We start from the raw sequence: 25,004 nt of genomic DNA on the forward strand, positions 1-25,004 counted from the left end.
AACCGCCCTATCGGCTCTGGCCGCGCCAGTAGTCGAGGACCGAGGCGATGGTGTCCGGCCAGTCGTGGGCCGGATGCCAGTCGAGCCATTCGGCGGCGCGCGCGGCGTTGCCGAACGCGACCGGCGTATCGTTCGGACGCAGCCGCTGCGGATCCACCATCACGTCGATTTTCGACGCCGTCAGCGACAGCAGTCGATCGAGCGCGTCCTGCAGCGGCCGCGCGACGCCGGAGGCGATATTGATCACCGCGCCGTTCGGCAGATCGTCGAATCGCAGCAGCGTCCGGACATAGGCGTCGACCACGTCCCGCACATCGAGGAAATCGCGCCTGCTCGACAGGTCGCCGACGCGGATCACCGGCTCCTGTTCGCCGCGTTCGATCCTGGCGATCTGCGAGGCGAAAGCGGGAATGGCGAATTGTGGGGATTGGCCGGGGCCGGTGTGATTGAACGGGCGAAGCCGCAGCACCCGCAGCGAGCTTCGCGCCATCTGGCCCAGCATGATGTCCGCGGCCGCTTTCGCCGCGCCATAGGGATTGACCGGATCGAGCAAGGCGCTTTCGTCGAGCGGCTGGCCCGACTTGAAACTGGCGCCGTAGACTTCGGCGCTGCTGCAATACAGCAACCGGCACTCCGGCGCGAACGCGGACACCGCCAGCGCGATATTCTGCGTGCCGCCGAAATTGACGTTCCAGGCGAGCCGCTGATCGGAGTTCGCGGCGGTGACCGCGGCGACCGCGGCGAGGTGAACGATATGGGTCGGCTGCTCGGCGCGGATCAGGCGCTCGACCTCGTCGGCATCGCCGACGTCGAGACGGGCGAAGCGGCACTGGCGATGGCCGCCGACAGATTCGCCGTGGCGGTCGGCGAGCAGGATCTCGCTCTGCGGCAGGGTCTCGGAAAGCCTGTCGACCAGATGACGGCCGACGAATCCGGTGGCGCCGGTGACCAACAGCCGCGCGGGCGTCGACGGGCTCATCGGCGCTAACCGATCTGCTGCCGAACCCGGCGAAGATCGGCTTCCACCATCTCCTGGATCATCTCTTCGAGCGTGATCGTAGGCTCCCAGCCGAGCTTGCTGCGCGCCTTCCCGGGATTGCCGAGCAGCACGTCGACCTCCGCCGGCCGGAACAGATCCGGGTCGATCACCAGATGATCGTCGATATTCAGACCGACATGGGCGAAAGCGATCCGGCACATGTCGCGGACCGTGGTGGTGCGGCCGGTGGCGATCACATAGTCCTCCGGCTTGTCCTGCTGCAGCATCAACCACATCGCGCGGACGTAGTCCTTGGAGTGACCCCAGTCGCGCTTCGCGTCGATGTTGCCGAGCCGCAGCTCGGTCTGCTGGCCGAGCTTGATGCGGGCGACGCCGTCGGTGACCTTGCGGGTCACGAACTCGATGCCGCGGACCGGCGACTCGTGGTTGAACAGGATGCCGTTGCTGGCGTGCAGGCCGAAGCTCTCGCGATAGTTCACGGTCATGCCGTGGGCATAGACCTTGGCGACGGCGTAGGGCGACCGCGGATAGAACGGCGTGGTCTCGCTCTGCACCGGCTCCTGGATCAGGCCGTACATCTCCGAGGACGACGCCTGGTAGAACCGCGCCTGCGGCGCGTCGAGCCGTACTGCTTCGAGCACGTTCACGGCGCCGAGGCCGGTCACCTGCCCGGTCAGGAGCGGCTGCATCCACGACGATTTGACGAACGACTGCGCCGCCAGATTGTAGACCTCGTCCGGCTTGATGTCGCGCATCGCGCGGATCAGCGACGACAGATCCAGCAGATTGCCGTCGACGAAGCGGACGTCGTTGTGCACGCCGAGCCAGCGCAGCTTGGCGTCGATCACATCCGCCGAGCTCGACCGCCGCACCAGGCCGTGGACCTCGTAGCCCTTCTCCAGCAGCAGCGCAGCCAGGTAAGCGCCATCCTGTCCGGTCACGCCGGTGATCAAAGCCCGCTTCATCGTGCCACTTTCAAACGTTCAAGAAGGCCCGGAATTACGGGCATCTCAGCATGGTTAGAAGTCAGACAGGCCGGGAAAGTCAAGAGACGACCCCCGACCCGGGCGTTGCGGGACGGCGCTTTGAGCGCCCCCCGGAACCAGGCGACTACCTTTCGACCGCTCAACGGAAAGGCGTTTCGATGTCCTGCAACCGCGGCAGCCTGGCATCCTTGGCGGACAGATGCGGCGCGCCCGGCGGCAGCTTCCAGGGGAATGCGATGGTGGGATCGTCCCAGCGGACGCCGCCATCGGATTCCGGCGCATAGAAGTCGGTGACCTTGTACAGCACCTCGGTATCGGGTTCGAGCGTGATGAACGCATGCGCGAAGCCGACCGGAACGAACAATTGCTCGCCGTTGGCGGCGGACAGTTCGGCCGCGACCCATTTCGCATAGGTCGGCGAGCCGGCGCGCAGATCGACCGCGATGTCGACGATGCTGCCGCGGACGCAGCGGACCAGCTTGTCCTGCGCATGCGGCGGCGCCTGAAAGTGAAAGCCGCGGATCGTGCCTTCGTGCTTCGAATAGGAATGATTGTCCTGCACGAACTGCCAATTCAGATCGAATTGCGCGAGCGTCTTCTGGTTGTAGCTTTCCGAAAACCAGCCGCGATCGTCCGAGAAGCGCTTCGGCGACAACAATCGGACGCCGGCAATGTCGAGTTCGCGAATTTGCATGACTTCTGTTCTCCGCCGCAGGCACGCGATGGGGCCGCCCAACGCCGCGAGCGCCTTACGCCCAGCGCAGGTCCGTCGAAAGCGCGCCTTCCTTGCGATGCCTCTGAATCGTCTTCAGCCGCATCATCTCGGACGAACGGAAGTCGGCGTCGGAGAAATTGATCGCCTCGAGTCCGGCCTTCAAACGGCGAATCGATTCTTCGAGGGTCACGATCGGGGTGTAGCCCTCGGCAATCTTCTCGAACAGATCGAAATTGACCCGATAGGAGCGTTTGTCGGGCTGGCCGTCCTTGTTGATGCTGACCCGCGTTCCCGGAATCTGCTCGGCGACGGCTTCGGCCAACTCCCGAACCTGGTAGTTCCAGGCGTTGCTTCCGACGTTGACAGTGAGGAACGGGCCACCGTCGTTCTGATTGCGCCTGATCGCCCAATCGACCGCGCGCGCCATATCGGCGACGTCGATCAGCGGTCGCCACGGCGAGCCGTCGCTGAGGACGGTGATCTCCTTGGTCGCGATCGCGCAGGCGACGAAATCGTTCAGCACCAGGTCGAGCCTCAAGCGAGGAGACATTCCGCAGGCCGTGGCGAACCGCAGCGCGGTGATCGACATCTTCCCGTTTCCGAGCTTCGCCAGCCCCTGTTCGGTTCCGACCTTGGACTTGGCGTAGGCCGTCAACGGGTTCAGGGAATCCCCCTCGCGACGGGGAGGACCTTCGGCGGCGCCGTAGGCCGAGCAGCTCGATGCGAACACGAACGACTTGACGCCGAATTCAGCGGCCCTCCGTGCGATATCGAGCACCGCGACCTGATTGATGTCGAGCGTCGGCCCCTCGTGCTCGTTTCCGATCGGATCGTTGGAAATGGCCGCCAGACAGACGATCGCGTCGGCCTCCTTGATCAGGCTATCGGGGAGGTGCCGGACGTCGCCGTAAACCTGTGCGTCGGCGAAGCTCTCCGGTATGCGGGTGCGAGCGGTCAGGCAGTGCGCGAAGTAGCCGGTGTCATATCCGACGATGCGGGAATCCGGATATTGCCGCCGCAGATACGGCACGAGAACTGCCCCGACATACCCCAGGTTTCCGGTCACAAGGATATTCATAAAGACCTCTCAATCAATCGGGTGGCCGTCCTGACCGCGAACGCAGGTCTTAGCAACCCGGGCGGCGAGGCGAAAGGCCGTCCCAGATGTATTCCCCCCCAATTCGAGGTCCGGTCGACCCTCCCCCTAACCAATTGACTTGGTTGAAGGCGTGCGGCAAACCAGCCGCTTCACGGGGCTCGAAAAGGCAATGGTTTCAGTGAAGAAGGCGGTGATCCTGGCCGGGGGCATGGGAACACGTATCGCAGAAGAGACCTCGGTGCGGCCGAAACCGCTGATCGAGATCGGGGGGCTGCCGATCCTCTGGCACATCATGAAGATCTTCCACGCGCACGGCGTGAATGATTTCGTCATTTGCCTCGGCTACAAAGGCTACCTCATCAAAGAGTATTTCTCGAATTATTTCCTGCACCAATCGGACGTGACATTCAATTTCGACGACAACTCGATCTTGTACCACAAGAAGCGTGCGGAGAACTGGACCGTCACCCTGGTCGATACCGGCGCCGAAACGATGACCGGTGGACGCGTCAAGAGAATTCAGGACTACATCGGCAATGAGCCCTTCTGCCTGACTTACGGCGACGGTGTCGGCAATATCGACATCGGGGCGCTGCTCGACTTTCACGCCGCCCACGGCAAGCTCGCGACCATCACTGCGGTCAGCCCTCCCGGCCGGTTCGGAGCGCTGAATTTCGACAGTGGAGACGGCGTCACGAGTTTCCAGGAAAAGCCCGACGGAGAGCTCGGCTGGATCAATGGCGGCTTCTTCGTGCTGTCGCCCGAAGTGTTCAAATACATCGAGGGCGACGCGACGATCTGGGAGCGCGAACCGCTCGAAGGATTGGCGCGCGACGGCCAGCTCAGTGCCTACAAGCACCACGGCTTCTGGCACCCGATGGATACGCTGCGCGACAAGCAATATCTCGAGCAACTCTGGACCTCGTCCAAGGCCCCGTGGAAGATCTGGTGACATCGGCCCTCCGCAAGGCTGATCCCAGGGCAGCGTTGTCGAGGCCGTATTTTCAAAGGCTTGTTTCATGACTGATACGGCAAACCACGTTTGCAGACACTGCGGGACTCCGCTCCGCATTCTGGTCGCGGATCTCGGCTGCACGCCGATCGCCAACGACTACCTGACCGCATCCAAGGTCGACGGCCCGGAGCCGTATTATCCGCTGCGAACCTTCGTCTGCGAATCGTGCCGGCTCGTGCAGTTGCAGAACTTCTTCCGCTCGGACGATCTGTTCCGTGAGGACTACGCTTACTTCTCGTCGTATTCGACGTCGTGGCTCGCCCACGCCGAGCGCTACACCGAGGACATGCGCCGGCGCTTCGCGATCGGCCCGTCCGATCTCGTGGTCGAGATCGCCAGCAATGACGGCTACCTGCTGCAATACTTCAAGAAGGCCGGGATTCCGGTCCTCGGGATCGAGCCGAGCGCGTCCGTCGCCAAGGTGGCGCAGGAGGAGCGCGGGATTCCGACCATGGTGAAGTTCTTCGGCGCGGCGACCGCGGAAGAGCTGGTCGCGAGCGGCAAGCGCGCGCGGCTGACGGCGGCCAACAATGTGCTGGCGCATGTTCCGGACATCAACGACTTCGTCAAAGGCTTCGCGATCCTGCTCGCCGACAACGGCGTCGCCACTTTCGAATTTCCGCATGTCGCCAACATGCTGCAGCTCAACCAGTTCGACACGATCTATCACGAGCACTTCTCGTATCTGTCGTTGCTGGCGTGCGAGCGGATCTTCGACAGCCAGGGGCTGCGCGTGTTCGACGTCCAGCAATTGCCGACCCACGGCGGATCGCTGCGCGTGTTCGCCTGCCGCAAGGGCGCCGACTACGCCGACGGCCCCGGCCTCGCGGAGGTCCGCGCCCTCGAAAAGCAGCTCGGCCTCGAAACCGATGCGCCCTATCTGGCGTTCGCGGAGAAGGTCCGCGAAACCAAGCGCGCATTCCTCTCGCTGCTGATCGACCTCAAGCGCCAGGGCAAGACCATCGCCGCCTACGGCGCGCCGGCGAAGGGCAACACGCTGCTGAACTACTGCGGTGTCGGCGCCGACATGATCGACTTCACCGTCGACATGTCGCCGCACAAGCAGGCCATGTTCCTGCCGGGCACGCGACTGCCGATCCTCGCCCCGAAGGCGATCGAGGACGCCAAGCCGGACTATCTGATCATCCTGCCGTGGAATCTCGAAAAGGAGATCACCGCGCAGATGGCCGTGATCGCCGACTGGGGCGGCAAGTTCATCATCCCGATCCCGACGCCGAAGATCGTCGACGCGGTCCGCGCATGAAGATCGTCCCGACTCCGCTCGACGGCTGCTTCGTGATCGAGCCCGAGCCGTTTCGGGACGAGCGCGGGTTCTTCATGCGCACCTTCTGCGCGACCACGTTCCGCGAGCGGGGCCTCAACCCCGAGATCGATCAGTGCAGCTTCTCGTTCAACCATCGTCGCCATACGTTGCGCGGAATGCATTTCCAGGCGGCGCCGCGGATGGAGGACAAGCTGGTCCGCGTGGTGCAGGGCGCGATCTACGACGTCGCGGTGGATATCCGCCCCGATTCGAAGACGTTCGGGCAATGGTTCGGTCAGGAACTGACGGCGGAGAATCATCTGGCGCTGTATATTCCACAGGGGTTCGCCCACGGATTCCTGACGTTGAGCGATGCGGCGATGGTCGCGTATCAGATTGCACAGCCCTATCAGGCCGACCTCGCCCGCGGGCTGAACTGGAACGACGCCCAGGTCGGCATCGTCTGGCCGCACCGGCCGGACGTGATCAGCGCGCGCGACGAGGCCCTGCCCGGCCTGAGTGATCTGGCGTTGACCTCGTAACGGACGAAGGCTCGACATGCGCGTGGTGGTGACGGGAGCACGGGGGTTCATCGGCCGGCACCTGCTGGCCCGTCTCGAGGCCACCGCGGGGGTCACCGACATCCACGCGACCCATTCACCCGGCAGCGGAGCATTGCCGCCGACGGCGCGGACGACCTGGCACGGCCTCGACCTCACCGCGCCCGGCGCGGCAGCGGCGCTGATCGCCGAGGTCCGGCCGACCCACCTGATCCACGCCGCCTGGATCACCGCCCATAACGACTATTGGGAGAGCCCCGCCAATCTGCGCTGGCTGGCGGCGAGCTGCGACCTGCTGCAGGCGTTTCTGGCCGGCGGCGGCCAGCGTTTCGTCCAGATCGGCACCGCCGCCGAATACGACTGGTCATGCGGCTACATGGTCGAGGGCGTGACGCCGGAACGGCCGTCGACGCTGTATGGCGTGGCCAAGAAGTCGTTTCATGACGTGCTGCATACGGCCGCGGTGAAGGCGGGCTGCTCGGCCGCGACCGGCCGGGTGTTCTTCGGCTACGGCCCGTTCGAGAACGCAGGCCGGCTGATCCCCTATGCGTGCAGGCAGCTCGCGCGCGGCGAGCCCGCCGCATTTTCCTCCGGCTCGGCGTGGCGGGATTTTCTGTATATCGACGACCTCGCCGACGCGGTGAACGCCTTGCTGCAATCCTCGCTACAGGGCGCGGTGAACCTGTCATCCGGCGATCCGGTGCGGCTGGCCGAAATCGTCACGCGGCTCGGCGAGATCAGCGGTCGGCCGGAGCTGGTGCAACTCGGCGCACGCCCCGATCGCGCCGGCGATCCGCCGATGCTGGTCGGCGATTCGACGCGGATCCGCTCCACCGGATGGCGCCCGGCGCACGATCTGCGGAGTGGTTTGGCATCGACCTATCGATGGTGGGCGGCGCAGGGCTCGGCTGACGGCCGTTAGGCCGGGTTTCCGTCCGCCGGCAGCAGCCGGCTTTGCCAGAATGCGCGGGCGTCCTCAAAGCGATACCAGGCGTGACAGCCGAACGGGATGCGGCCGCCGGATTGCTGCAGCAGGAAGTTCGGATCGTATTCGAACGAGAAGCGGTTCGCGACCTCGACCGGCGCGACCCGGAACGACGGATCGATCAGCGGCGCGAACACGCCCCAATACACGTCCTCCGCCAGCATCTTGTGCTCGACATAGTTCGACGGCGTCAGATGCTTTCGATAGCGCAACAGGCGACTGGCGGCGTCGACATTTCCTTCGAGCAGCCGCTCGAGCGCGTGACGCACCGTCGGACGACGATTCTCCAGATGTTCGATGAAAGCGGACACCCGGCGCAGACTGAAGCCGCCGTTGCCGGCCGCGACTTTGGCGAATGGCCAAGGCTCGCCGATATATCTCTCGATCAGGTCGGGATACCAGCTCGCGCCGATGTAGTCGTAGTCGGTCTCACACCATTCGATCAGCTCGTCGCGAAACGCCAGTGCATCCAGGTGATAGATCAGGATATGGCTATGCTGGGCGAAACGGCGATAGAACGACGGAGACAGCTGAAACCGGTTGTAGCGCAGCAGAGAGCCGAAGCTGTCATCCGGAAAGATCTCGTCCTCCAATCCGGGGATCGACCAATCGAGATGAGCCGGCTTGGCGAGAACGAGACGATAGCGTCCGAGAAAATGCCGCAGGTGCCGAAGGGAAGCGTCCGCCTCGGGCCCGGTTTTCGGTTCGTGAACGGGAACGACCACGACGGGATCGACGGACGGCATTACTGCTGATTCCAGACCGTTTGCATCAGCCAGGCCCGGCCGGTGATGCCGGACGACTTTTCCGACATCAGGAACGCCACCAGTTCGGCGACCTCTTCGGGGCTGTTGAAACGCTTCAGTTCGAGCGGATCGGCGATCTCGGCCTTGAACGACGCCGCATCGCGGCCCTGCTCCGCGGCGAGGCGGTCGATGTCGCTGTTGGTCATCTCGGTGTCGACCCAGCCCGGGCAGACGGCGTTGACGGTGATGCCGTCGCGGCCGAGCTCCTTGGCCCAGCATTTGGTGAGGCCGATCAGGCCGAATTTCGAAGCACAATAGGCGCCATAGCCGGCGCGGCCCTCGACCGAAAGCTGCGAGCCGATGGTGACGATCCGGCCGGGGCGGGCGATGCGCGGCAACAGCCCGCGCGTCAGCCGATAGGGCGCCTCGAGGTTGACGGCCAAGACGTCGCGCCAGGGGTCTTGATCGGGGTCGGCGATATTCGCCGTCTCGCAGATGCCGGCGTTGTGGACGACGCCCCACAGCGGCTCGCGCCAATCCGCGACGAACGCTCCGAGAGCCGCCGGATCGGCGAGATCGAATGCGACGACGGTCGCGTCCGCATCCGCGACGAAACGCTCGGCGCGCAGCTTCGCGGCCGACGCCTCGGTCCTGGTCACCAGCGCCAGCGAGAAGCCGTCGCGGGCCAGCACCTGCGCGATCGCGAAGCCGATGCCGCGCCCTGCCCCCGTGATGAGAACCCGTCCGGTCAAGATTTCCCAGCTATCTCATGTGGATGATGCTGGAGGTTATATATTGGGCAATGCGGATCGGGGCAATCGCCGATTGCCCATAGCCGCATGCGTCGCCGCGCGCTGGTTTGCTGCGAAAACCTCGCAAGGGAGATCAATTCCCGGCGGCGTGGGTCTCCCAGATCTCGTCGAGCCGGGCGCGGACGGCCCGCGATGTCGCGTCGCGCGAGAACAGCGCCTCGGCGTGGGCCTTACCGCGCTGGCCGAGCGCGCGGGCGGCATCGGGACTGTCGGCCAGCTCACGCATCGCGCGCCGGATGTCCGCCACATCGGGATCGGCCCAAACGCAGCCACGACGATAGGGCTCGTCCGTCCGCTCGATTTCGGTCAGGCTGTAGGCCAGCGGTCTCGCGACACCGTCGACGACGAAGTCCGCCGCCCCGCCATAGGGCGTGGCGATCACCGGACAACCGCTCAGCATCGCTTCGATAATGGTCAGCCCAAGCCCCTCGGAGCGGTGCGGCGAAACATAGGCAAACGTGTGGCAAAGCAGGTCAGCCAGTTCCGGGTCGGTCAGCGTGCGATCCATCAGCAGAATGTTCGACGCACCGCCGGCGGCGCTGACGACCCGCCTCGCGGATTCCGCATAGCGGGTTGCCATTCCGATTTTCAGAACGAGCTGATAGCGCGGATCGTCGCCGAACTCCTCCCGGAAGGCGCGGGCGAGCGCTTCCGGATTCTTGCGGTCGATCCGGCTGGACAGGTCGCAATTGTAGAAGAACACCTGGCTGTCGTCGTTCAATCCGAAATGCGACCTGGGAAACAGGCCGGGCGCGGCCATGGCTTCGACCGCGGGCCGCAACAGTTTCACCGGACGCGCCGACATCACATCGACGGCGCGGGCGTTGAACGCCGACGCGCACCAGACCTCGTCGAGCATCGCGATCCACGGCAGCCACTCGTGACGGAACGCGGCGAGCTCCCAGTACCAGATCCCGATGTTGTAGCGGTCCGGGCTGAGAACGCCGGTCTGCCGCAGACCGTTCGACACCAGGTGAAAGATGTCGGCGTTCATATGGATCAGGTTGATCGGCTGCAGATCCTTCACGCCCGTCAGGCCACAATCGATTGTGGCCTGGTGCTCGAATCCCTCGGTCCATTCGATCAGGTGCGCCGGAACCTGCGCCGTCTGCAGGGCGTCGACGAAACCGCGCGCACTCACGCCGAGCCCCGATATCCGGGACAACGGAGAGACGAAGTTCACGCCCATCGGAGCTGACGTCGGGCGAACCCATCTGCGCAGCGCCGGCTTGACCGGATTCACGCGCGGCGATGGCTTGTACTTCCTCGCCTCGACATGATCCATCGAGCCGAAGTGGATGAAATGCCACAGCGGCGAGACGTTGGCCTCGACGACAACCGGGCAGAGCGTCCGGTAGCGCTGCGGATCGAACTTCGGATGAGGCCTGAAGCCCAGCTTCTCGCCGGTCTCGACATAGTGCAGCAAAGGATTGAACCCGACCGGAAATTCTCCAAACTGGGTGCGATAATAGTTGGCGTCGAACCATTTGTTGGGCGCTCGCATCTCCCGCGCGCCGAAGCCGACATAGTGCTTCAGCGGGTCCATGCCGGCGGCCTTCACGTCGGAATAGCTCGTCAGATAGAACTCGCGATCGAACAGTCCCGAACGCTCGATCGCCGCGTAGTCGTCGTCGCCGTGCCGGCAACTCTCGAGATGGAGGCGCCAGCGCTCGCTGACCTCGGTGATTTCGGACTTGTCGATGGTCGCGCTCTGGATTTGAGGCATCTTTGGCTTCGAATTTCTCAGGTGATCAAGGACAAATTGTCGGAGAGTTTGCGATTGTCCCCGACGAAGTTCGGATTCATGAACGGGTCCCGCTTCAGCAGGTCCTTCCACCGCGCCAGGAAATTCGCCGTGTCGGTCGTGCGAGGCGCATTGCGCGCCGACGAGCTGCGCTCGAAATGATACAGCTCGGCGTGCGGCGTGTAGACGATCCGGTATCCCTTCTGCCCGAGCCGAAGACAGAGATCGATATCGTTGTAATCGATCGCGAGACTCTCGTCGAAACCGCCGACCTCGCGCAGTTTCGACATCGTCGTGGCGAGCACGGCGCCGGTGACCGCCGAGTAGTTCCGCACCAGATGGGTGAAACTGTAGTAGCCGGGCGCGTCGGCCGGCCGATTGTAGAAGAGATGCATGCAGGGCGAGGTCAGCCCGAGCGCGACCCCGGCGTGCTGAATCCGGTCGTCCGCAAAGCGTAGCCGGCAGCCCACCGCGCCGATCTCGGGCTGGCGGGAGAAGCCGAGCAGCGCTTCGATCCAGTCGGGACTGATCACTTCGAGGTCGTCGTTCAGGATGATGACGTCCTCGGTCTCGACCTGGTCGATCGAGAAATTGGCCTTGTGGGAGAAATTGAACGGCTCCTCGAACGCATAGGAGTGCACCCGCGCGCCGAGCCTCTCGAATTTTGCGCGCACATCGGCGGGCAGATTGCCGTTGTCGACGACGACAATCTTGAAAGCACGAAAGGTGGATTTCGCGATCACGCTGTCGATGAAATGATCGACCAGCAGAATGTCGCCGCGGCCCGGCACGTCGCGGCGCCTGGCATCTGTGAGAATGAGAAGCGTCACCGGATCGGGCTGCTGACCGGCGCTCCAATTGAGCCGGAACAGTCCGTGCAACTGGCCGAGATCGACGGTCGCCTCGGGATCGCGCTGACGCGCGTAGTCCAGCAGCGCCGCCCGGGCGTTGATCAAAGCGTCCGGCTTGGCATCGACAGCGGCCGCGGCCGAACCGGGGATCTTGCGCCAGTGGTAGAGAATCTTCGGGATGTGCGCGATCTTGCGGGCGCGCCCGCACACCCTCAGCGCCAGATCGTAATCCTGCGCTCCGACGAACTCGTGCCGCAGCATACCGACATCGAAAAACAGGCTTTTGCGGATGACGGTGAAGTGCAGCACGTACATGACCGAGGTCAGGTGCTCCGGCGACCAGTCGGGCTTGAAGTAAGGCTCCGTCAGACTGCCGTCGGCCTCCAGCTTGTCCTCGTCGGTATAGAGCACATCGATCTCGCGATCGCCCGCCAGAGCGGCGGCGACTTCCGCGAGCGCATCGGGCTCCAGAACGTCGTCATGATCGAGAAAGCCGACGAACTCACCGGTCGCCATCTCGGCGCACAGATTGGTGGCGCGGGAAATGTTCAGATTCGCGGCAGGCCGCAGGATCCTGATCCGGGGATCGGTCCCCTTGTAGCTGTCGAGCACAGCCACGGTCTGCGGGTCCGTCGAACAGTCGTCGCAGATGCAAAGTTCCCAATTCGAATAGGTCTGGCACAGCACCGACTGAATGGTCTCATCGAGAACATCCGGCGGCGTGTTGTAGACGGGTACTAGAATGCTGATCAGACAGATATAAGGGTCAGTGGCTTCGTAAGGGGCGATTGATGTCGCGGGTGGCATTTCCGACCATGTCAATGCGGCTGAGAGAGAGCCTTAGAGAGAAGCAACGAGGCAAATTGCCACTTCATGCCTATCATGGCCGGAATTGATGGTCCATCGGTCCTTCACGGGCTTCTAGATCGGCGAGCGGCCCGATCTCCGGGTCCGGCCTCCGCACCCGCCATCAACGAACCAACGCGGATGCCTAGTAGCCGGACCGCGCGCCGGACCGCCGATTGATTTCAATCGCCTCGAACAGCACCTCGCGGGATACCCAATGGCCGTGCAGACCGTCCTGGCCGCTGTTGCTGGGAACTCCGACCGTCCGCAGCAGCCCCATATAGGCGCGGTCCCGGAAGAAGTGCTTGTCGTAGCGAACCTTCTCCCAGATATCGCCGAGCGAAAACTCGTAGGGAACCATGGTCGGCAGGCCCAGCATCGCCAGCGAGCGATAGTGGATGTCGACGGTCTCCTCGTCGGTGACGCCCAGCAGCCGGCCGATCTCCGCCGAAACGCACATACCGATCGAGATCGCTTCGCCGTGATAGATGTCGCCACCGGAGAGGTGCTCCACGGCGTGCCCGACCGCGTGGCCGTATTGCTTGACGACCTCTTCGCGATCGGAATGCAGGCTGGGCGCCATCATTTCGAGCTTCAGTTTCACCGAACGAACGACGGTCTCCGTCAGGAAGTCGAGTTCGCTGAGATGGTTGTGATGCGACATGATGTAGTTGAGGAAGTCACTGTCCTGGCAGAGCGCGTGCTTCATCGACTCTGCGAGCCCGCAGCGGATCAACCGCGGATTCAGCGTTCGCAGCGCGATCGGGTCGATCAGCACGTTGGACGCGGGATAGAAGCTTCCGATCAGATTCTTGCCGTGACTGAAATTGAGGGCCTGCTTGAAATCGATCGCAGCGTCGACCTGGGCCAGCAGGCTGGTCGGCAAATGGATCAAGCCGATTCCGCGATACAAGGTCGAGGCGAGAAAGCCGGCGAGATTGTTGACCAGTCCCCCGCCCAGGCTGAAGATGACCGAGTATTTGTCGATTCCGTAATCGAGCGCGGTCTGAACCAGACGCGCATAGACTTCGAAACTCTTCGACGATTCGTCCGGCGGCACGACGATTGTCCGAACGAGACGCCCGCCGCGCTCGATGCTCTCCAGAACCGGACGCAGATAGAGCTTTTCGACGTTCTTGTCGGTAATCAGAAGATGCTTCGAATCTTTCCGCACATTGTCGAGAATGCCGAGACCATCGAGATTCCAGAGGCCGTTCTGCGCCACCAGAACCTGAGTCTTCATATGGTTGTCCGCACGGAAGCTCGAGGAGAGCGAAACGTCGGATGGGGGATGTTCCATTTTCATTCAAACTCGACGGGTGCTGTGTCGAACAGACGGAGCTTCTTCAGGACGCGGATCATAGTCGCCTCAGCGTGGGCGCGCCCGCAAGTACGCGGCCGAGAGGTTCGAGGCTTTCAGGAAGCAAATTGCGCCTGTTGATACGCCCGGTCCGCTGACGCGGCGAATTGCGCTGCAGCGCTTCTTCGACCGCTCGCGCGATCGCCGCCTCGGATCTCGGATCGATCGCGATCACCTCGTCACCGAAATGTTCGCTGGTCCAGTCGCCCTCCGACACCACGATCGGCCGGTTGGCCAGATAGGCTTCCATCGCCGACATGCCTGCCGGCTCGAGCGACGCCTCGAGATAGACGTCGCAATTCTGCAGCGCAGAGCGCAGCATTTCGGATTTCGGCTGGATATGCGGGATGAACTTGAAGTGCGGCGGCGCGCTGCGCCGGCAGGCTTCGTAATAGTGCCGGTCGCGATAGTCGCCGACGAGCACCAGCGGCACCTTGTTGTCCCGCAGCGCATGAATGGCGGTCAACTGATTCTTGCGTTCCTCGATGATGCCCAACCACAGGATGTATCGATCGAGTTGATGATGCGACTTGAACAGATCGGGATCGGCCGGCTCCGCATAGCAACGGTCGACGCCCCACGGACAAAGCACCGCCTTGGAATCCGGAAACGCCGCGTATTTTCTGACGTTGTCGCGCTCGGCCGTGGACTTGAAGACGATCTGGTCGGCGAGCCGGAAGAACTCTTCGGCGCTCGCCCGATCGTGGTCGCTCGGCGGCCCGATCCACCACAGGTTGGGGACCAGCACGATGCGCTTCGCCGACGCCTGGAGTGCGCGAAACAGGTTCATGCCGGATTCGACGACCGAGAAATGCAGCACGGTGTCGTAAAACGAGATCGGCTGCGAATTCGGCCCGTAGAGATCGACCCTGATGCCCAGCAGGCGCAGATTGTTCGCCAGTTCGACGATCTCGAACTCGCCGCCGCCGCGGTGCAGAAACGCCTCGGGATATGTGGTGATCAATACCCGTGGGTCGCTCATCCGGGGTATCCTCGTCGGTCACTGGTGATGTGGAGGGTCGTCTGCGTCGTCATACGGATTTCGCGTTGCGGGAGCAACCGCAATCGCTACACCAAAGCTGCACTCCTGCTCCTTCCCCTTGAGAAAAGTCTTTTTATTTCAGGTGGATGAAACAATCGACAGGTCGGATCGCAGAGCTTCCCGGGGTTGCTCGACGGCAGCGGCCGGGCGGCGCACGAGGTCCTGAGGGGCGCGGCACATCGCGGGTTTGCCAAACGCGATGAACGCCTTTAGCAATGCGGGGCTGTTCCCTTCGGATCATTCTGATGCTCGTCGTCCAACTGTCGGAAGAATTATCGCGTCCCGACGACCAGTATCCGAATTGCTCGCTGGGCTTTGGCCTCCCCAAATCCCTGCTGCTGAAGTGGCAGTCAGCGGGACCGGACTTCCACAAGAGAGTGCCGATGCTGTCGGCGACCGACGCCGACGTGCTGCTGGCGTGGTGGCTCAGCAGCATCGAAGCCGGCTCGACGGAAGCCGATGCGCTGACGGCCGCCTACCTGCTCGACCGCGGTCCGTATTGCACGGATCAGGACATCGCCGACAAAGACCGCCTTCCCTACGACTGGCTGGTGCAGATCTTCGTCTGCGAGCGCGAATTCACAGCCGAGCGATTCCGGGTCGCCCTGCCGGAATCGCTGGCGCTGAGCCGGCGTCGCCCCGAGCACTTCCAGTACTGGATCGCGAACATCGAGCGGATTCTGGAGACGCATCCCGCGCTGGGGCCGGGACTGTTCGACAGGATCGCGGCCGACGCGATGTCGATCGATCCCGACTGGCCGCAGGACGGCGTGCTCCCGCCGCTGCGGCTGTTCGGCTGGATCCGCGATGCGCGCGCCGAATTGCAGGCGGCCTTCGATCTCGGCAACGACGAAGGCTACACCAACTTCATCGGGTGGTTCTTCAGATCCGGCTTGCTGGAATATCGGCTGGCGCTCCGCATCTTTCTTCAATGGCTGCAGCCGGCGAGGACCGAAAGCGGCGCGCCGTATTGCGGCGAAGCCGCGCTGCCCGCGGTCGTCGCGCAGGCGGCCGTCGCGCTCGGGCCGGAACTGGCGTTGCTCGGCGCCGATGGGCCGCCTGCCGACGACGCCCTGTTCGGCTGGTGGTTGCGGGCCGCGCGGCATCTGCGTCCGCGCAAAGGCCAGATCGGAGCGCGGCTGCAACTCGTGCGTATGATTCGGGCGTTCTGGTTCGAGGCGAATTTCGGCGCGCTTGCCGCCCCCTCGCCGGTCGACATTCCGCGATACCTTACGCGGCTTCATCAGACCGAGCCCAAGTTGCGCGACGCCTACGATCTCGCGACGCCGGAGGGACGAGCCGACTTCCTCGCCTGGTGGGAGCGCGCGGGCCGCTTCGCGCATTCGGATTTCGCCATCCTGGAGCGGGAATTCCTGTTCGCGCCGACGCTCGCCTTCGAACAGGATCTCGACATCCCGATCAGCAATGGATTGCTGCAGTTGCGCGGCCAGCAGCCCGCATTGGCGTATGATCTGGCGTCGAGCGCCGGCCGGCTGAATTTTTCGGACAGCCTGAAGCATCTGTCATCGTCGGGCCAGTTGCATGCGCTCAAACAGCAGATCTGCACGCATCTGGGTGCAGCCAATCAGTTCACCGACGACCTTTGCGGCATCGCGCGCCAACTGGTGTCCGCCGAGGTTCTGCCGCTACCGAGTTCGGGCCACGCCGCCTGGTGGCGAAACGAACAGCGGCACTACCTCTACCGCGTCGGATACGGCTCGCACGGATTGCGCATGCATCCCGGCATTCCGATCAAGGCCGCGGTCGCCGGGCGTCAACGCGTCGACGTCGAAATCGCCGGCTTTCCGCGCGCGGAGAGCGGCCAGGGCGAGGACGCCCGAACGGTGTTCGAAAGTCTGCAGCAGGAAACCTCGCTGAAGCTCAGCCTGTTTCATACCCGGCGCTGGCTGCCGGGGCCGAACAAGGCGGCCGAGAAGGTCGAGCGCTTTATTCAGCCCGACCTTCAGGACGCCCGGATCCGGATCTTCGCCTTCTCGGGCTTCGACATGCTGGCCGAACAGCAGTTCGAAGGGCTGGCGGGATTCGCGGCCGACTACGTGATCGGATATTGGCCGTGGGAATTGTCGCGCTGGCCGCGGCGGGTTTCGCTGCCCCATCTGGTGGTCGACGAGATCTGGTCGTCGACACGCTTCATCGTCGACAGCCTGTCGCCGGCGACATCGAAGCCCGTCATCCACATGCCGCTTCCGGTGACGGTCGATATGTCGGCGCTCCCCGGTCGCGACGCGATTCCGGAGCTTCCGCGCGACCGCTTCAACTTCGTCTTCGTCTTCGACGGGTTTTCCTACTTCGCCCGCAAGAACCCGCTGGGCACGATCCGGGCGTTTCAGCGCGCGTTTCCGAAAGGACAATTCGACGATGTCGGCCTGACCATCAAGGCGATGAATGCGGAGGGCAATCCGGTTCTGCTCGCGCTGAAGATGTTCGCCGAGGAAGACCCGAGGATCAATCTGATCTACGAAACCTGGGACAGGGCGCGCGTGATGCAACTGATCGAATCGGCGGACGCGCTGGTCTCGTTGCACCGGTCCGAAGGGTTCGGTCGCATCATGGCGGAGGCGATGCTGCTGCGGACGCCGGTGATCGCGTCGAACTACAGCGGCAATCGCGATTTCTGCACCGACGAGACCGCCTTCGTCGTGGACGGCCACGTCACGCCGGTGCTCGAGGATCAGTACATCTACTGGAACGATCAGGAGTGGTTCGAACCCTCGACCGAGAGCGCGGCCGCCCATATGAAGGCGCTGTTCACCGATCCGAACATCGCGACCGCCAAGGTCGAACGGGCGCGCCGCAACATGCTCGACAACTACAGCCTGCAAGCCTGCGGCCGCCGCTACGCCGAGCGCATCGACACGATCCTGAGCCGGACGTGAAACAACGACGCTGAGCCGGATCGGCTCAGGCGGCGTCTTCCTTGGCGTCCTGGACCGCCTCGGGCTCGGCGACCGGCAGCTTGCGCTCGAGCGGGAAGGCCTCGCAATCGTACAGCGAGCGGATGCCCTTCTGGTCGAACCGGGCTTCGTCGACCTGCAGATAGGCGCCGTTCAGCGAATCCGCCGGCAGTTCCTCGATGGCGAAACGCACGGCGTCCGCCGCATTGTCGAACCGGCGATAGGTGAAGCCGGCACGCTTCTTTTTCCGGATCGCTGCGGGAAATAATTCGGCGGAAGTCTCGAAGCTGAATGCCATGACGCGACTAACCTTCTGACAAAATGGGTGAATCTGGCGCGTCAGCCGCGCCACTGCGGGCAGCCAGGCAACGCCCGATGGATGCACCCTCAGATATAGGCATTCTGTGGAAAAATGCGACCCCGCCGGCGAACGCGCGGGCACCGGCCGCGGCCGATCCCCTGCCGGCGCCGATGGCGGCATCAGACCTTGCCGAGCAGCAACAGCACCAGAATCACGATCAAAACCACGCCGATCAGGCCGGTCAGGCCGTGGCCCTGGCCGTAGCCGCCGAAGCGCTGGCTGAGGCCGCCGAGCAGCAGGATGATCAGGACAAGGATGAGAATGGTTGCGATCGACATATCGCCCTCCCCGGCCGGGTGGCGGGGCGCGAGCGCCGCTCCGGCTCTGGAGAAATGATATGCCTGATCTCGGCGATTGCGACCCGCGCGCCGCGCCCGCTCCCCTCAGGGAGTGGGACTATCTCGGCTTCAGCTTCAGCGCGGCCGAATTGATGCAGTAGCGCAATCCGGTCGGTCCGGGGCCGTCGGGAAAGACGTGGCCGAGATGGCCGCTGCAGCGCGAGCACAGCACCTCGGTGCGGACCATGCCGTGGCTGACGTCGCGCTCCTCGTCGACATGGGCGGCCTCGGCCGGCGTGGTGAAGCTCGGCCAGCCGCAGCCGGAATCGAACTTCGCATCAGACTCGAACAGAGTCTGGCCGCAGCCGGCGCAGACATAGGTGCCGGGGGTGTGATCGTGCTCGTACTCGCCGGAGAACGGACGCTCGGTCGCCTTTTCGCGCAACACGGCATACTGCATCGGCGTCAGTTCCTTGCGCCACTCGGCCTCGCTCTTGGCGACCTTGCCGGGCATCGTCTTGGTATCGGTCATGGCAACTCCTGAACCTTCGGGCGATCCACCGCTAGTTCGTGACCTTGGCGCTGCTCACCAGCGTCGGCTTTTCCAGATAGTCCTTCGGAAACAGCTTCTTCAGGTTCTCGATCTTCGGCAAATCATTATAGACGATATAGGGCTGGGTGGGATGCAGCGTCAGGTAGTCCTGATGATACGCTTCCGCGGCATAGAAGCCCTCCAGCGCGCCGACCTTGGTGACGATCGGCTTCTTGTAGACGCGCGCCGCATCGAGCTGCGCGATATAGGCGTCGGCGACCTTTTTCTGCTCGTCGTTCAGGGTGAAGATCGCCGAGCGATATTGCGTGCCGGAATCCGGGCCCTGCCGGTTGAGCTGGGTCGGATCGTGCGCCACCGAGAAGAAGATCTGCAGCAGCTTGCCGTAGCTGATCTGCTTCGGGTTGTACTTGATCTCCACCGCCTCGGCGTGGCCGGTGACGCCGGTCGAGATCGTCATGTAATTGGCGGTCGCCTTGCTGCCGCCGGAATAGCCCGACACGGCGTTGAGCACGCCCGCGGTGTGCTGGAACACGCCCTGCACGCCCCAGAAGCAGCCGCCCGCGAACACGGCGGTCTGGGTGCTGTCCGCCGGGATGGCGTCGAGCGCCGGCGGCGGGATCACCACCGCCTCCTCCGAAGCGAGCGCGGGTGCAAAGGCGGCGGACAGCGCCAGCGCGCCCAGGGCGGCGGCGCGAAGAGCAAGACGGCTGATGGAGCGCATGGGCTTTCCTCGCGGATTCGATGGGCATTGCGGGGACGGACGGCGGGCGGTTGCGGCCCGCGCCGTCACCCGCGGCTGTCCAAGATACGCAGCTCCGCGCCGATTGTTACGAAACGGGGGACACGAGTGCGTGAGGCCTCAGGCCGTGAGGGCTGCGCGCACCAGGCGGTCGGTTCCACAGCAAGTAAGGTTAACTCAGCTTCGCGCTGGATCGTCGGGCCGCAAAGCGCCACAGTGCGGTCGGCCCGGTGGCGGAAGATCAACGCGGGGGCGGTGCAACGCTCTTTTTTCCTGGTTCAAGTCCAGGCTGGGCCTCCAACCACCGAAATTGGTGGTTGACGGGCGGCTGCAAGCCCTTTCGCGGTCGCGGAAACTGGTTTAAGACACGCCCGCGCGCCTGGGAAGCCCGGCGCTTGTAGAACAAGGGACGCGCGGCTGCGCGCCCTTTTTTTGTGCCCGAAATTCCCGCCCGCGTCAGCGAGATTTGATGCCCAAACGAACAGACATCTCCACCATCCTCATCATCGGCGCCGGTCCCATCGTGATCGGCCAGGCCTGTGAATTCGACTATTCCGGCACCCAGGCGGTCAAGGCGCTGAAGCAGGAAGGCTACCGGGTCGTCCTGGTCAATTCCAATCCGGCCACGATCATGACCGATCCGGAACTGGCCGACGCGACCTATATCGAGCCGATCACGCCCGAGATCGTCGCCAAGATCGTCGAGAAGGAACGCTACGTCATCCCGGGCGGCTTCGCGCTGCTGCCGACGATGGGCGGCCAGACCGCGCTGAACTGCGCGCTGAGCCTGCGCAAGCTCGGCACGCTGGAGAAGTTCGACGTCGAAATGATCGGCGCCACCGCCGACGCCATCGACAAGGCGGAGGACCGCGAGCGCTTCCGCGAGGCGATGACCAAGATCGGCCTCGAAACGCCGCGCTCGCGCCAGGTCAAGAACCTGCCCGACGCGCTGCGCGCGCTCGACGAGATCGGCTTCCCGGCGCTGATCCGGCCGTCCTTCACGATGGGCGGCACCGGCGGCGGCATCGCCTACACCAAGGCGGAGTTCATCGAAATCGTCGAGAGCGGCATCGATGCGTCGCCGACCAGCGAGGTGCTGATCGAGGAATCCATCCTCGGCTGGAAAGAATACGAGATGGAGGTTGTCCGCGACAAGAAGGACAACTGCATCATCGTCTGCTCGATCGAGAATCTCGACCCGATGGGCGTCCACACCGGCGATTCGATCACGGTGGCGCCGGCGCTGACGCTGACCGATAAAGAATACCAGATCATGCGCGACGCCTCGCTGGCGGTGCTGCGCGAGATCGGCGTCGAGACCGGCGGCTCCAACGTGCAGTTCGCCGTCAATCCGGACGACGGCCGGCTGGTCGTGATCGAAATGAATCCGCGGGTGTCGCGCTCCTCGGCGCTGGCCTCGAAGGCGACCGGCTTCCCGATCGCCAAGGTCGCGGCCAAGCTCGCGGTCGGCTACACGCTCGACGAAATCGCCAACGACATCACCGGCGGCGCGACGCCGGCGGCGTTCGAGCCGACCATCGATTACGTGGTCACCAAGATTCCCCGCTTCGCCTTCGAGAAATTCCCCGGCGCCTCGCACAATCTGACGACCTCGATGAAGTCGGTCGGTGAGGTGATGGCGATCGGCCGCACCTTCCAGGAGAGCCTGCAGAAGGCGCTGCGCGGCCTCGAAAGCGGCCTCACCGGCCTCGACGAAATCGAGATAGACGGGCTCGGCCGCGGCGACGACAAGAATGCGATCCGCGCCGCGCTCGGCACCCCGACGCCGAGCCGACTGCTGCAGGTCGCGCAGGCGATGCGGCTCGGCTGGACCGACGACGAGATCTTCAACTCCTGCAAGATCGATCCGTGGTTCCTGGCGCAGTTGCGCGGCATCGTCGAGATGGAGAACAAGGTCCGCGCCAGCGGGCTGCCGGACCATGCGTTCGGAATGCGGACCTTGAAGGCGATGGGCTTCGCCGACGCCCGCCTGGCAGTGCTGGCCGGCAGCACCGAAGCCGAGGTGAAAGCCAAGCGCCGCGCGCTCGGCGTGCGTCCCGTGTTCAAGCGGATCGACACCTGCGCGGCGGAATTCGCCTCGCCGACCGCCTACATGTATTCGACCTACGAGTCGCCGTTCGCCGGCCCCGCGTCCGACGAAAGCCACCCCTCGGCCAAGGACAAGGTGATCATCCTCGGCGGCGGCCCGAACCGGATCGGCCAGGGCATCGAGTTCGACTATTGCTGCTGCCACGCCTGCTTCGCGCTGCACGACGCCGGCTACGAATCGATCATGGTCAACTGCAATCCGGAAACCGTGTCGACCGACTACGACACCGCGGACCGGCTGTATTTCGAGCCGCTCACCGCCGAGGACGTGCTGGAGATCATCGACACCGAGCGCAGCAACGGCACTCTGAAAGGCGTGATCGTGCAGTTCGGCGGCCAGACCCCGCTGAAGCTGGCGCGCGCGCTGGAAGCCGCCGACGTGCCGATCCTCGGCACCTCGCCGGACGCGATCGACCTCGCCGAGGACCGCGACCGCTTCAAGCGCATCCTCGACAAACTTCGTCTCAAGCAGCCGAAGAACGGCATCGCCTATTCGGTCGAGCAGGCCCGCCTTGTCGCCGCCGAACTCGGCCTGCCGCTGGTGGTGCGCCCGTCCTACGTGCTGGGCGGCCGCGCGATGCAGATCATCCGCGAGGACAATCAGCTCAGCGATTATCTGCTCGGCACCCTGCCCGAGCTGGTGCCCGGCGACGTCAAGGCGCGCTATCCGAACGACAAGACCGGCCAGATCAACACCGTGCTCGGCACCAACCCGCTGCTGTTCGACCGCTATCTGTCGGATGCCACCGAGATCGACGTCGACTGCCTGTGCGACGGGAAGGACACGTTCATCGTCGGCATTATGGAGCACATCGAGGAAGCCGGCATCCACTCCGGCGATAGTGCCTGCTCGCTGCCGCCGCATTCGCTCGATGCGCCGATGATCGCCGAACTCGAACGCCAGACCCGCGAGCTCGCGCTCGGGCTCGACGTCGTCGGACTGATGAACGTGCAGTTCGCCATCAAGGACGGCGAGATCTACGTGCTCGAGGTCAATCCGCGCGCCTCGCGCACCGTGCCGTTCGTCGCCAAGGTGATCGGCATGCCGGTGGCGAAGCTCGCCGCAAGGATCATGGCCGGCGAGAAGATCGCCGACCTCGGTCTGAAGAAGCGCAAGCTCGACCATGTCGGCGTCAAGGAATCGGTGTTTCCGTTCGCGCGCTTCCCCGGCGTCGACACCGTGCTCGGCCCGGAGATGCGCTCGACCGGCGAAGTCATGGGGCTCGATCGCTCGTTCGAGATCGCGTTCGCCAAGAGCCAGCTCGGCGGCGGCACGCGCGTGCCGCGCAAGGGCACGGTGTTCGTGTCGGTCCGCGAAAGCGACAAGACCCGGATCGCCGACGCGGTGAAGCTGCTGCACGAGGTCGGTTTCAAGGTGATCGCGACCTCGGGCACCCAGCGCTATCTCAGCGACCACGGCATCCCGGCGGAAAAGATCAACAAGGTGCTGGAAGGCCGGCCGCACATCGTCGACGCGATCATGAACGGCGAAGTGCAGCTCGTGTTCAACACCACCGAGGGGCCGCAGGCGCTGGCGGACAGCCGGTCGTTGCGACGCGCTGCCCTCTTGCATAAGGTTCCGTATTACACCACTCTTTCGGGGGCCGTGGCCGCCGCAAAAGGAATACGGGCCTATCTGGGCGGAGACCTTGAGGTTCGGACCCTGCAGAGCTACTTTTCCGAGACCTGATCATCACCGGGCGCGTGGCGCGCCCGGCAAATTTGATTGGCAACGACGCCGGCAGGACGGGAACCCGCCAGCATCTGGATTGTTTGATCCGGCGTTTCGCGGCGACCCAGGGTACGGCTGGAAGTATTCTCGGGGCACCGCTTTGGCGGTTCGCTCCCTTTTTGTAAGCTGACGACATCGCGGATGCGCAGACAGCGGCGCACCGCGACGAATGCTGAAGGATGAAGGCAAGATGGTCGAAAAGGTACCGATGACGGCGGGCGGCTACGCCGCGCTTTCGGACGAATTGAAGCAGCGCCAGTCGGTGGATCGTCCGCGCATCATCGAGCATATCGCCGAGGCGCGCTCGCATGGCGACCTGTCCGAAAACGCGGAATATCACGCCGCCAAGGAAGAGCAGTCGCACAACGAGGGCCGCATCGCCGAGCTCGAGGACAAGCTGGCGCGCGCCGACATCATCGACATCAGCAAGCTCAGCGGCGACACCATCAAGTTCGGCGCCACCGTGACGCTGATCGACGAGGACACCGAGAAGAAGGCGGTGTGGCAGATCGTCGGCGAGAACGAAGCGGACGCCAAGAAGGGCAAGATCTCGATCACCTCGCCGCTCGCCCGCGCGCTGATCGGCAAGACCAAAGGCACCTCGGTCGAGGTCGTCGCCCCGGGCGGCGCCAAGGCCTACGAGATCGCCAAGGTCGAGTGGCGCTGACGCCTGCTACTACGGCAGAACGATCGAGCTGAAGGCCGCCGCGGGCGGCCTTTTTGCTGCGTCGAAGCGGGCTGATCTGCGAGCACGGGACCGATCACGCGCGATCGAATCGAAATCACTTGTCCGTGTTGCTGTTCTGCGGGTGATGGACAATGACGCGCGCCGCCAAGTATCCACCGGCGATCGACATCGACCAGGGGGATACCGAACGTGGATAGTTTCGCAGCCAGGTGGCAGCCCTTCGCCCTGAGCCTGTTTCGCTTTGTCACCGGCCTGCTGCTGCTTCAGTACGGCATCGCGAAGCTGTTCAAATATCCGGCCGTCCCTTACTTCGCGAAGGTCGAGCTGTTTTCGCTGATCGGGGCCGCCGGCACGCTCGAACTGGTGCTCGGTGCGCTGCTGATGCTCGGACTGTTCACCCGCCCGGTGGCGTTCATTCTCTCCGGCGAAATGGCGTTCGCTTATTTCCTCGGCCACATGTTCAAGGGCGACACGCCGGTCTGGCTGCCGCTGCTCAACGGCGGCACCGCGGCGATCCTGTTCTGCTTCGCCTGTCTGTATCTGGCGACGGCGGGCGGCGGGCCGGTCAGCATCGACCGGATGATCCGCGGGCGCTGACGGCGTC

Annotated in this window: 22 protein-coding genes and 1 tRNA gene; 9 read left to right on the forward strand and 14 right to left on the reverse strand. The window is 64.0% G+C overall.

The features are described from left to right. Positions 1-7: 7 nt before the first annotated feature. The 4 genes from SR870_RS12175 to SR870_RS12190 form a co-directional block, all read right to left on the reverse strand. Entirely contained in the window at positions 8-979 is a 972-nt protein-coding gene (locus SR870_RS12175) for an NAD-dependent epimerase/dehydratase family protein (RefSeq protein WP_322513829.1), read from the reverse strand. A gap of 5 nt (positions 980-984) precedes the next feature. After that, positions 985-1,965, reverse strand: coding sequence for a GDP-mannose 4,6-dehydratase (gene gmd / locus SR870_RS12180; protein ID WP_322513830.1), 981 nt, complete (start codon positions 1,963-1,965; stop codon positions 985-987). A 160-nt stretch (positions 1,966-2,125) separates the two neighbouring features. Beyond that, complete coding sequence (gene rfbC, locus SR870_RS12185) at positions 2,126-2,680, reverse strand: dTDP-4-dehydrorhamnose 3,5-epimerase (RefSeq protein ID WP_322513831.1); 555 nt, start codon at positions 2,678-2,680, stop codon at positions 2,126-2,128. Between the two features lie 55 nt (positions 2,681-2,735). After that, positions 2,736-3,779, reverse strand: a complete 1,044-nt coding sequence (locus SR870_RS12190) for an SDR family oxidoreductase (RefSeq protein WP_322513832.1) — start codon at positions 3,777-3,779, stop codon at positions 2,736-2,738. 190 nt (positions 3,780-3,969) lie between these two features. Here SR870_RS12190 and rfbF point away from each other — a divergent pair, with 190 nt between their 5' ends. The 4 genes from rfbF to SR870_RS12210 all read left to right on the forward strand — a co-directional run bounded on the left by rfbF (position 3,970) and on the right by SR870_RS12210 (position 7,561). Beyond that, a complete protein-coding gene (gene rfbF, locus SR870_RS12195) occupies positions 3,970-4,752 on the forward strand; it encodes a glucose-1-phosphate cytidylyltransferase (RefSeq protein WP_322513833.1) in 783 nt (260 codons plus the stop codon). 67 nt (positions 4,753-4,819) lie between these two features. Then, the gene (locus SR870_RS12200; protein ID WP_322513834.1) at positions 4,820-6,079 is read left to right on the forward strand and encodes a class I SAM-dependent methyltransferase; all 1,260 of its coding nucleotides are present in this window, start codon (positions 4,820-4,822) and stop codon (positions 6,077-6,079) included. Further along, positions 6,076-6,621, forward strand: coding sequence for a dTDP-4-dehydrorhamnose 3,5-epimerase (gene rfbC / locus SR870_RS12205; RefSeq protein WP_322513835.1), 546 nt, complete (start codon positions 6,076-6,078; stop codon positions 6,619-6,621). The genes SR870_RS12200 and rfbC (SR870_RS12205) overlap by 4 nt, the downstream gene beginning before the upstream one ends. Positions 6,622-6,637: 16 nt before the next feature. Beyond that, positions 6,638-7,561 (forward strand): NAD(P)-dependent oxidoreductase, encoded by a 924-nt coding sequence (locus SR870_RS12210; RefSeq protein ID WP_322513836.1) that lies wholly within the window; start codon positions 6,638-6,640, stop codon positions 7,559-7,561. Here the strand turns inward: SR870_RS12210 and SR870_RS12215 are convergent. The 6 genes from SR870_RS12215 to SR870_RS12240 form a co-directional block, all read right to left on the reverse strand. After that, complete coding sequence (locus SR870_RS12215) at positions 7,558-8,370, reverse strand: DUF5672 family protein (protein WP_322513837.1); 813 nt, start codon at positions 8,368-8,370, stop codon at positions 7,558-7,560. The two genes, SR870_RS12210 and SR870_RS12215, sit on opposite strands and share 4 nt — an antisense overlap. Further along, positions 8,370-9,122, reverse strand: coding sequence for an SDR family NAD(P)-dependent oxidoreductase (locus tag SR870_RS12220; protein WP_322513838.1), 753 nt, complete (start codon positions 9,120-9,122; stop codon positions 8,370-8,372). Before SR870_RS12220 ends, SR870_RS12215 begins: the two co-directional genes overlap by 1 nt. Before the next feature lie 133 nt (positions 9,123-9,255). Further along, positions 9,256-10,608 (reverse strand): glycosyltransferase family 4 protein, encoded by a 1,353-nt coding sequence (locus SR870_RS12225; RefSeq protein ID WP_322513839.1) that lies wholly within the window; start codon positions 10,606-10,608, stop codon positions 9,256-9,258. A 317-nt stretch (positions 10,609-10,925) separates the two neighbouring features. Continuing rightward, positions 10,926-12,584, reverse strand: a complete 1,659-nt coding sequence (locus tag SR870_RS12230; RefSeq protein WP_322513840.1) for a glycosyltransferase family 2 protein — start codon at positions 12,582-12,584, stop codon at positions 10,926-10,928. Positions 12,585-12,768: 184 nt separating this feature from the next. After that, positions 12,769-13,866, reverse strand: a complete 1,098-nt coding sequence (locus SR870_RS12235; protein WP_322513841.1) for a 2-deoxy-scyllo-inosose synthase — start codon at positions 13,864-13,866, stop codon at positions 12,769-12,771. A 115-nt stretch (positions 13,867-13,981) separates the two neighbouring features. Then, complete coding sequence (locus tag SR870_RS12240) at positions 13,982-14,965, reverse strand: glycosyltransferase family 4 protein (protein ID WP_322513842.1); 984 nt, start codon at positions 14,963-14,965, stop codon at positions 13,982-13,984. Positions 14,966-15,270: 305 nt separating this feature from the next. Here SR870_RS12240 and SR870_RS12245 point away from each other — a divergent pair, with 305 nt between their 5' ends. Beyond that, positions 15,271-17,922: a glycosyltransferase gene (locus SR870_RS12245; protein ID WP_322513843.1), complete on the forward strand. Its 2,652-nt coding sequence runs from the start codon at positions 15,271-15,273 to the stop codon at positions 17,920-17,922. A gap of 25 nt (positions 17,923-17,947) precedes the next feature. On the opposite strand, the gene SR870_RS12250 is transcribed toward SR870_RS12245, so the two are convergent. From SR870_RS12250 to msrA, 4 genes are all read right to left on the reverse strand, one after another. Continuing rightward, entirely contained in the window at positions 17,948-18,238 is a 291-nt protein-coding gene (locus SR870_RS12250) for a hypothetical protein (RefSeq protein ID WP_322513844.1), read from the reverse strand. Positions 18,239-18,420: 182 nt separating this feature from the next. After that, positions 18,421-18,579 (reverse strand): DUF3309 family protein, encoded by a 159-nt coding sequence (locus tag SR870_RS12255; protein ID WP_322513845.1) that lies wholly within the window; start codon positions 18,577-18,579, stop codon positions 18,421-18,423. 118 nt (positions 18,580-18,697) lie between these two features. Further along, the gene (gene msrB / locus SR870_RS12260) at positions 18,698-19,111 is read right to left on the reverse strand and encodes a peptide-methionine (R)-S-oxide reductase MsrB (RefSeq protein WP_322513846.1); all 414 of its coding nucleotides are present in this window, start codon (positions 19,109-19,111) and stop codon (positions 18,698-18,700) included. Between the two features lie 31 nt (positions 19,112-19,142). Then, the gene (gene msrA / locus SR870_RS12265; protein WP_322513847.1) at positions 19,143-19,853 is read right to left on the reverse strand and encodes a peptide-methionine (S)-S-oxide reductase MsrA; all 711 of its coding nucleotides are present in this window, start codon (positions 19,851-19,853) and stop codon (positions 19,143-19,145) included. Positions 19,854-20,095: 242 nt separating this feature from the next. On the opposite strand from msrA, the gene SR870_RS12270 reads away from it, so the two are divergent. From SR870_RS12270 to SR870_RS12285, 4 genes are all read left to right on the forward strand, one after another. Further along, positions 20,096-20,171: transfer RNA gene (locus SR870_RS12270), tRNA-OTHER, on the forward strand. 169 nt (positions 20,172-20,340) lie between these two features. Then, positions 20,341-23,670, forward strand: coding sequence for a carbamoyl-phosphate synthase large subunit (gene carB, locus SR870_RS12275; protein WP_322513848.1), 3,330 nt, complete (start codon positions 20,341-20,343; stop codon positions 23,668-23,670). A gap of 232 nt (positions 23,671-23,902) precedes the next feature. Beyond that, positions 23,903-24,379: a transcription elongation factor GreA gene (gene greA, locus SR870_RS12280; protein WP_322513849.1), complete on the forward strand. Its 477-nt coding sequence runs from the start codon at positions 23,903-23,905 to the stop codon at positions 24,377-24,379. A gap of 210 nt (positions 24,380-24,589) precedes the next feature. After that, positions 24,590-24,997 carry a DoxX family protein gene (locus tag SR870_RS12285; protein ID WP_322513850.1) on the forward strand — a complete coding sequence of 136 codons (408 nt, stop codon included), beginning with the start codon at positions 24,590-24,592 and terminating at the stop codon, positions 24,995-24,997. Positions 24,998-25,004 lie beyond the last annotated feature (7 nt).

The organism is Rhodopseudomonas palustris, assembly GCF_034479375.1.
GTDB lineage: Bacteria > Pseudomonadota > Alphaproteobacteria > Rhizobiales > Xanthobacteraceae > Rhodopseudomonas > Rhodopseudomonas palustris_M.

Coding starts and splice junctions, on each gene's coding strand:
- SR870_RS12175 (WP_322513829.1), bottom strand. CDS start 979: ATGAGCCCGTCGACGCCCGCGCGGCTGTTGGTCACCGGCGCCACCGGA.
- gmd (WP_322513830.1), bottom strand. CDS start 1,965: ATGAAGCGGGCTTTGATCACCGGCGTGACCGGACAGGATGGCGCTTAC.
- rfbC (WP_322513831.1), bottom strand. CDS start 2,680: ATGCAAATTCGCGAACTCGACATTGCCGGCGTCCGATTGTTGTCGCCG.
- SR870_RS12190 (WP_322513832.1), bottom strand. CDS start 3,779: ATGAATATCCTTGTGACCGGAAACCTGGGGTATGTCGGGGCAGTTCTC.
- rfbF (WP_322513833.1), top strand. CDS start 3,970: ATGGTTTCAGTGAAGAAGGCGGTGATCCTGGCCGGGGGCATGGGAACA.
- SR870_RS12200 (WP_322513834.1), top strand. CDS start 4,820: ATGACTGATACGGCAAACCACGTTTGCAGACACTGCGGGACTCCGCTC.
- rfbC (WP_322513835.1), top strand. CDS start 6,076: ATGAAGATCGTCCCGACTCCGCTCGACGGCTGCTTCGTGATCGAGCCC.
- SR870_RS12210 (WP_322513836.1), top strand. CDS start 6,638: ATGCGCGTGGTGGTGACGGGAGCACGGGGGTTCATCGGCCGGCACCTG.
- SR870_RS12215 (WP_322513837.1), bottom strand. CDS start 8,370: ATGCCGTCCGTCGATCCCGTCGTGGTCGTTCCCGTTCACGAACCGAAA.
- SR870_RS12230 (WP_322513840.1), bottom strand. CDS start 12,584: ATGCCACCCGCGACATCAATCGCCCCTTACGAAGCCACTGACCCTTAT.
- SR870_RS12235 (WP_322513841.1), bottom strand. CDS start 13,866: ATGAAGACTCAGGTTCTGGTGGCGCAGAACGGCCTCTGGAATCTCGAT.
- SR870_RS12240 (WP_322513842.1), bottom strand. CDS start 14,965: ATGAGCGACCCACGGGTATTGATCACCACATATCCCGAGGCGTTTCTG.
- SR870_RS12245 (WP_322513843.1), top strand. CDS start 15,271: ATGCTCGTCGTCCAACTGTCGGAAGAATTATCGCGTCCCGACGACCAG.
- SR870_RS12250 (WP_322513844.1), bottom strand. CDS start 18,238: ATGGCATTCAGCTTCGAGACTTCCGCCGAATTATTTCCCGCAGCGATC.
- SR870_RS12255 (WP_322513845.1), bottom strand. CDS start 18,579: ATGTCGATCGCAACCATTCTCATCCTTGTCCTGATCATCCTGCTGCTC.
- msrB (WP_322513846.1), bottom strand. CDS start 19,111: ATGACCGATACCAAGACGATGCCCGGCAAGGTCGCCAAGAGCGAGGCC.
- msrA (WP_322513847.1), bottom strand. CDS start 19,853: ATGCGCTCCATCAGCCGTCTTGCTCTTCGCGCCGCCGCCCTGGGCGCG.
- carB (WP_322513848.1), top strand. CDS start 20,341: ATGCCCAAACGAACAGACATCTCCACCATCCTCATCATCGGCGCCGGT.
- greA (WP_322513849.1), top strand. CDS start 23,903: ATGGTCGAAAAGGTACCGATGACGGCGGGCGGCTACGCCGCGCTTTCG.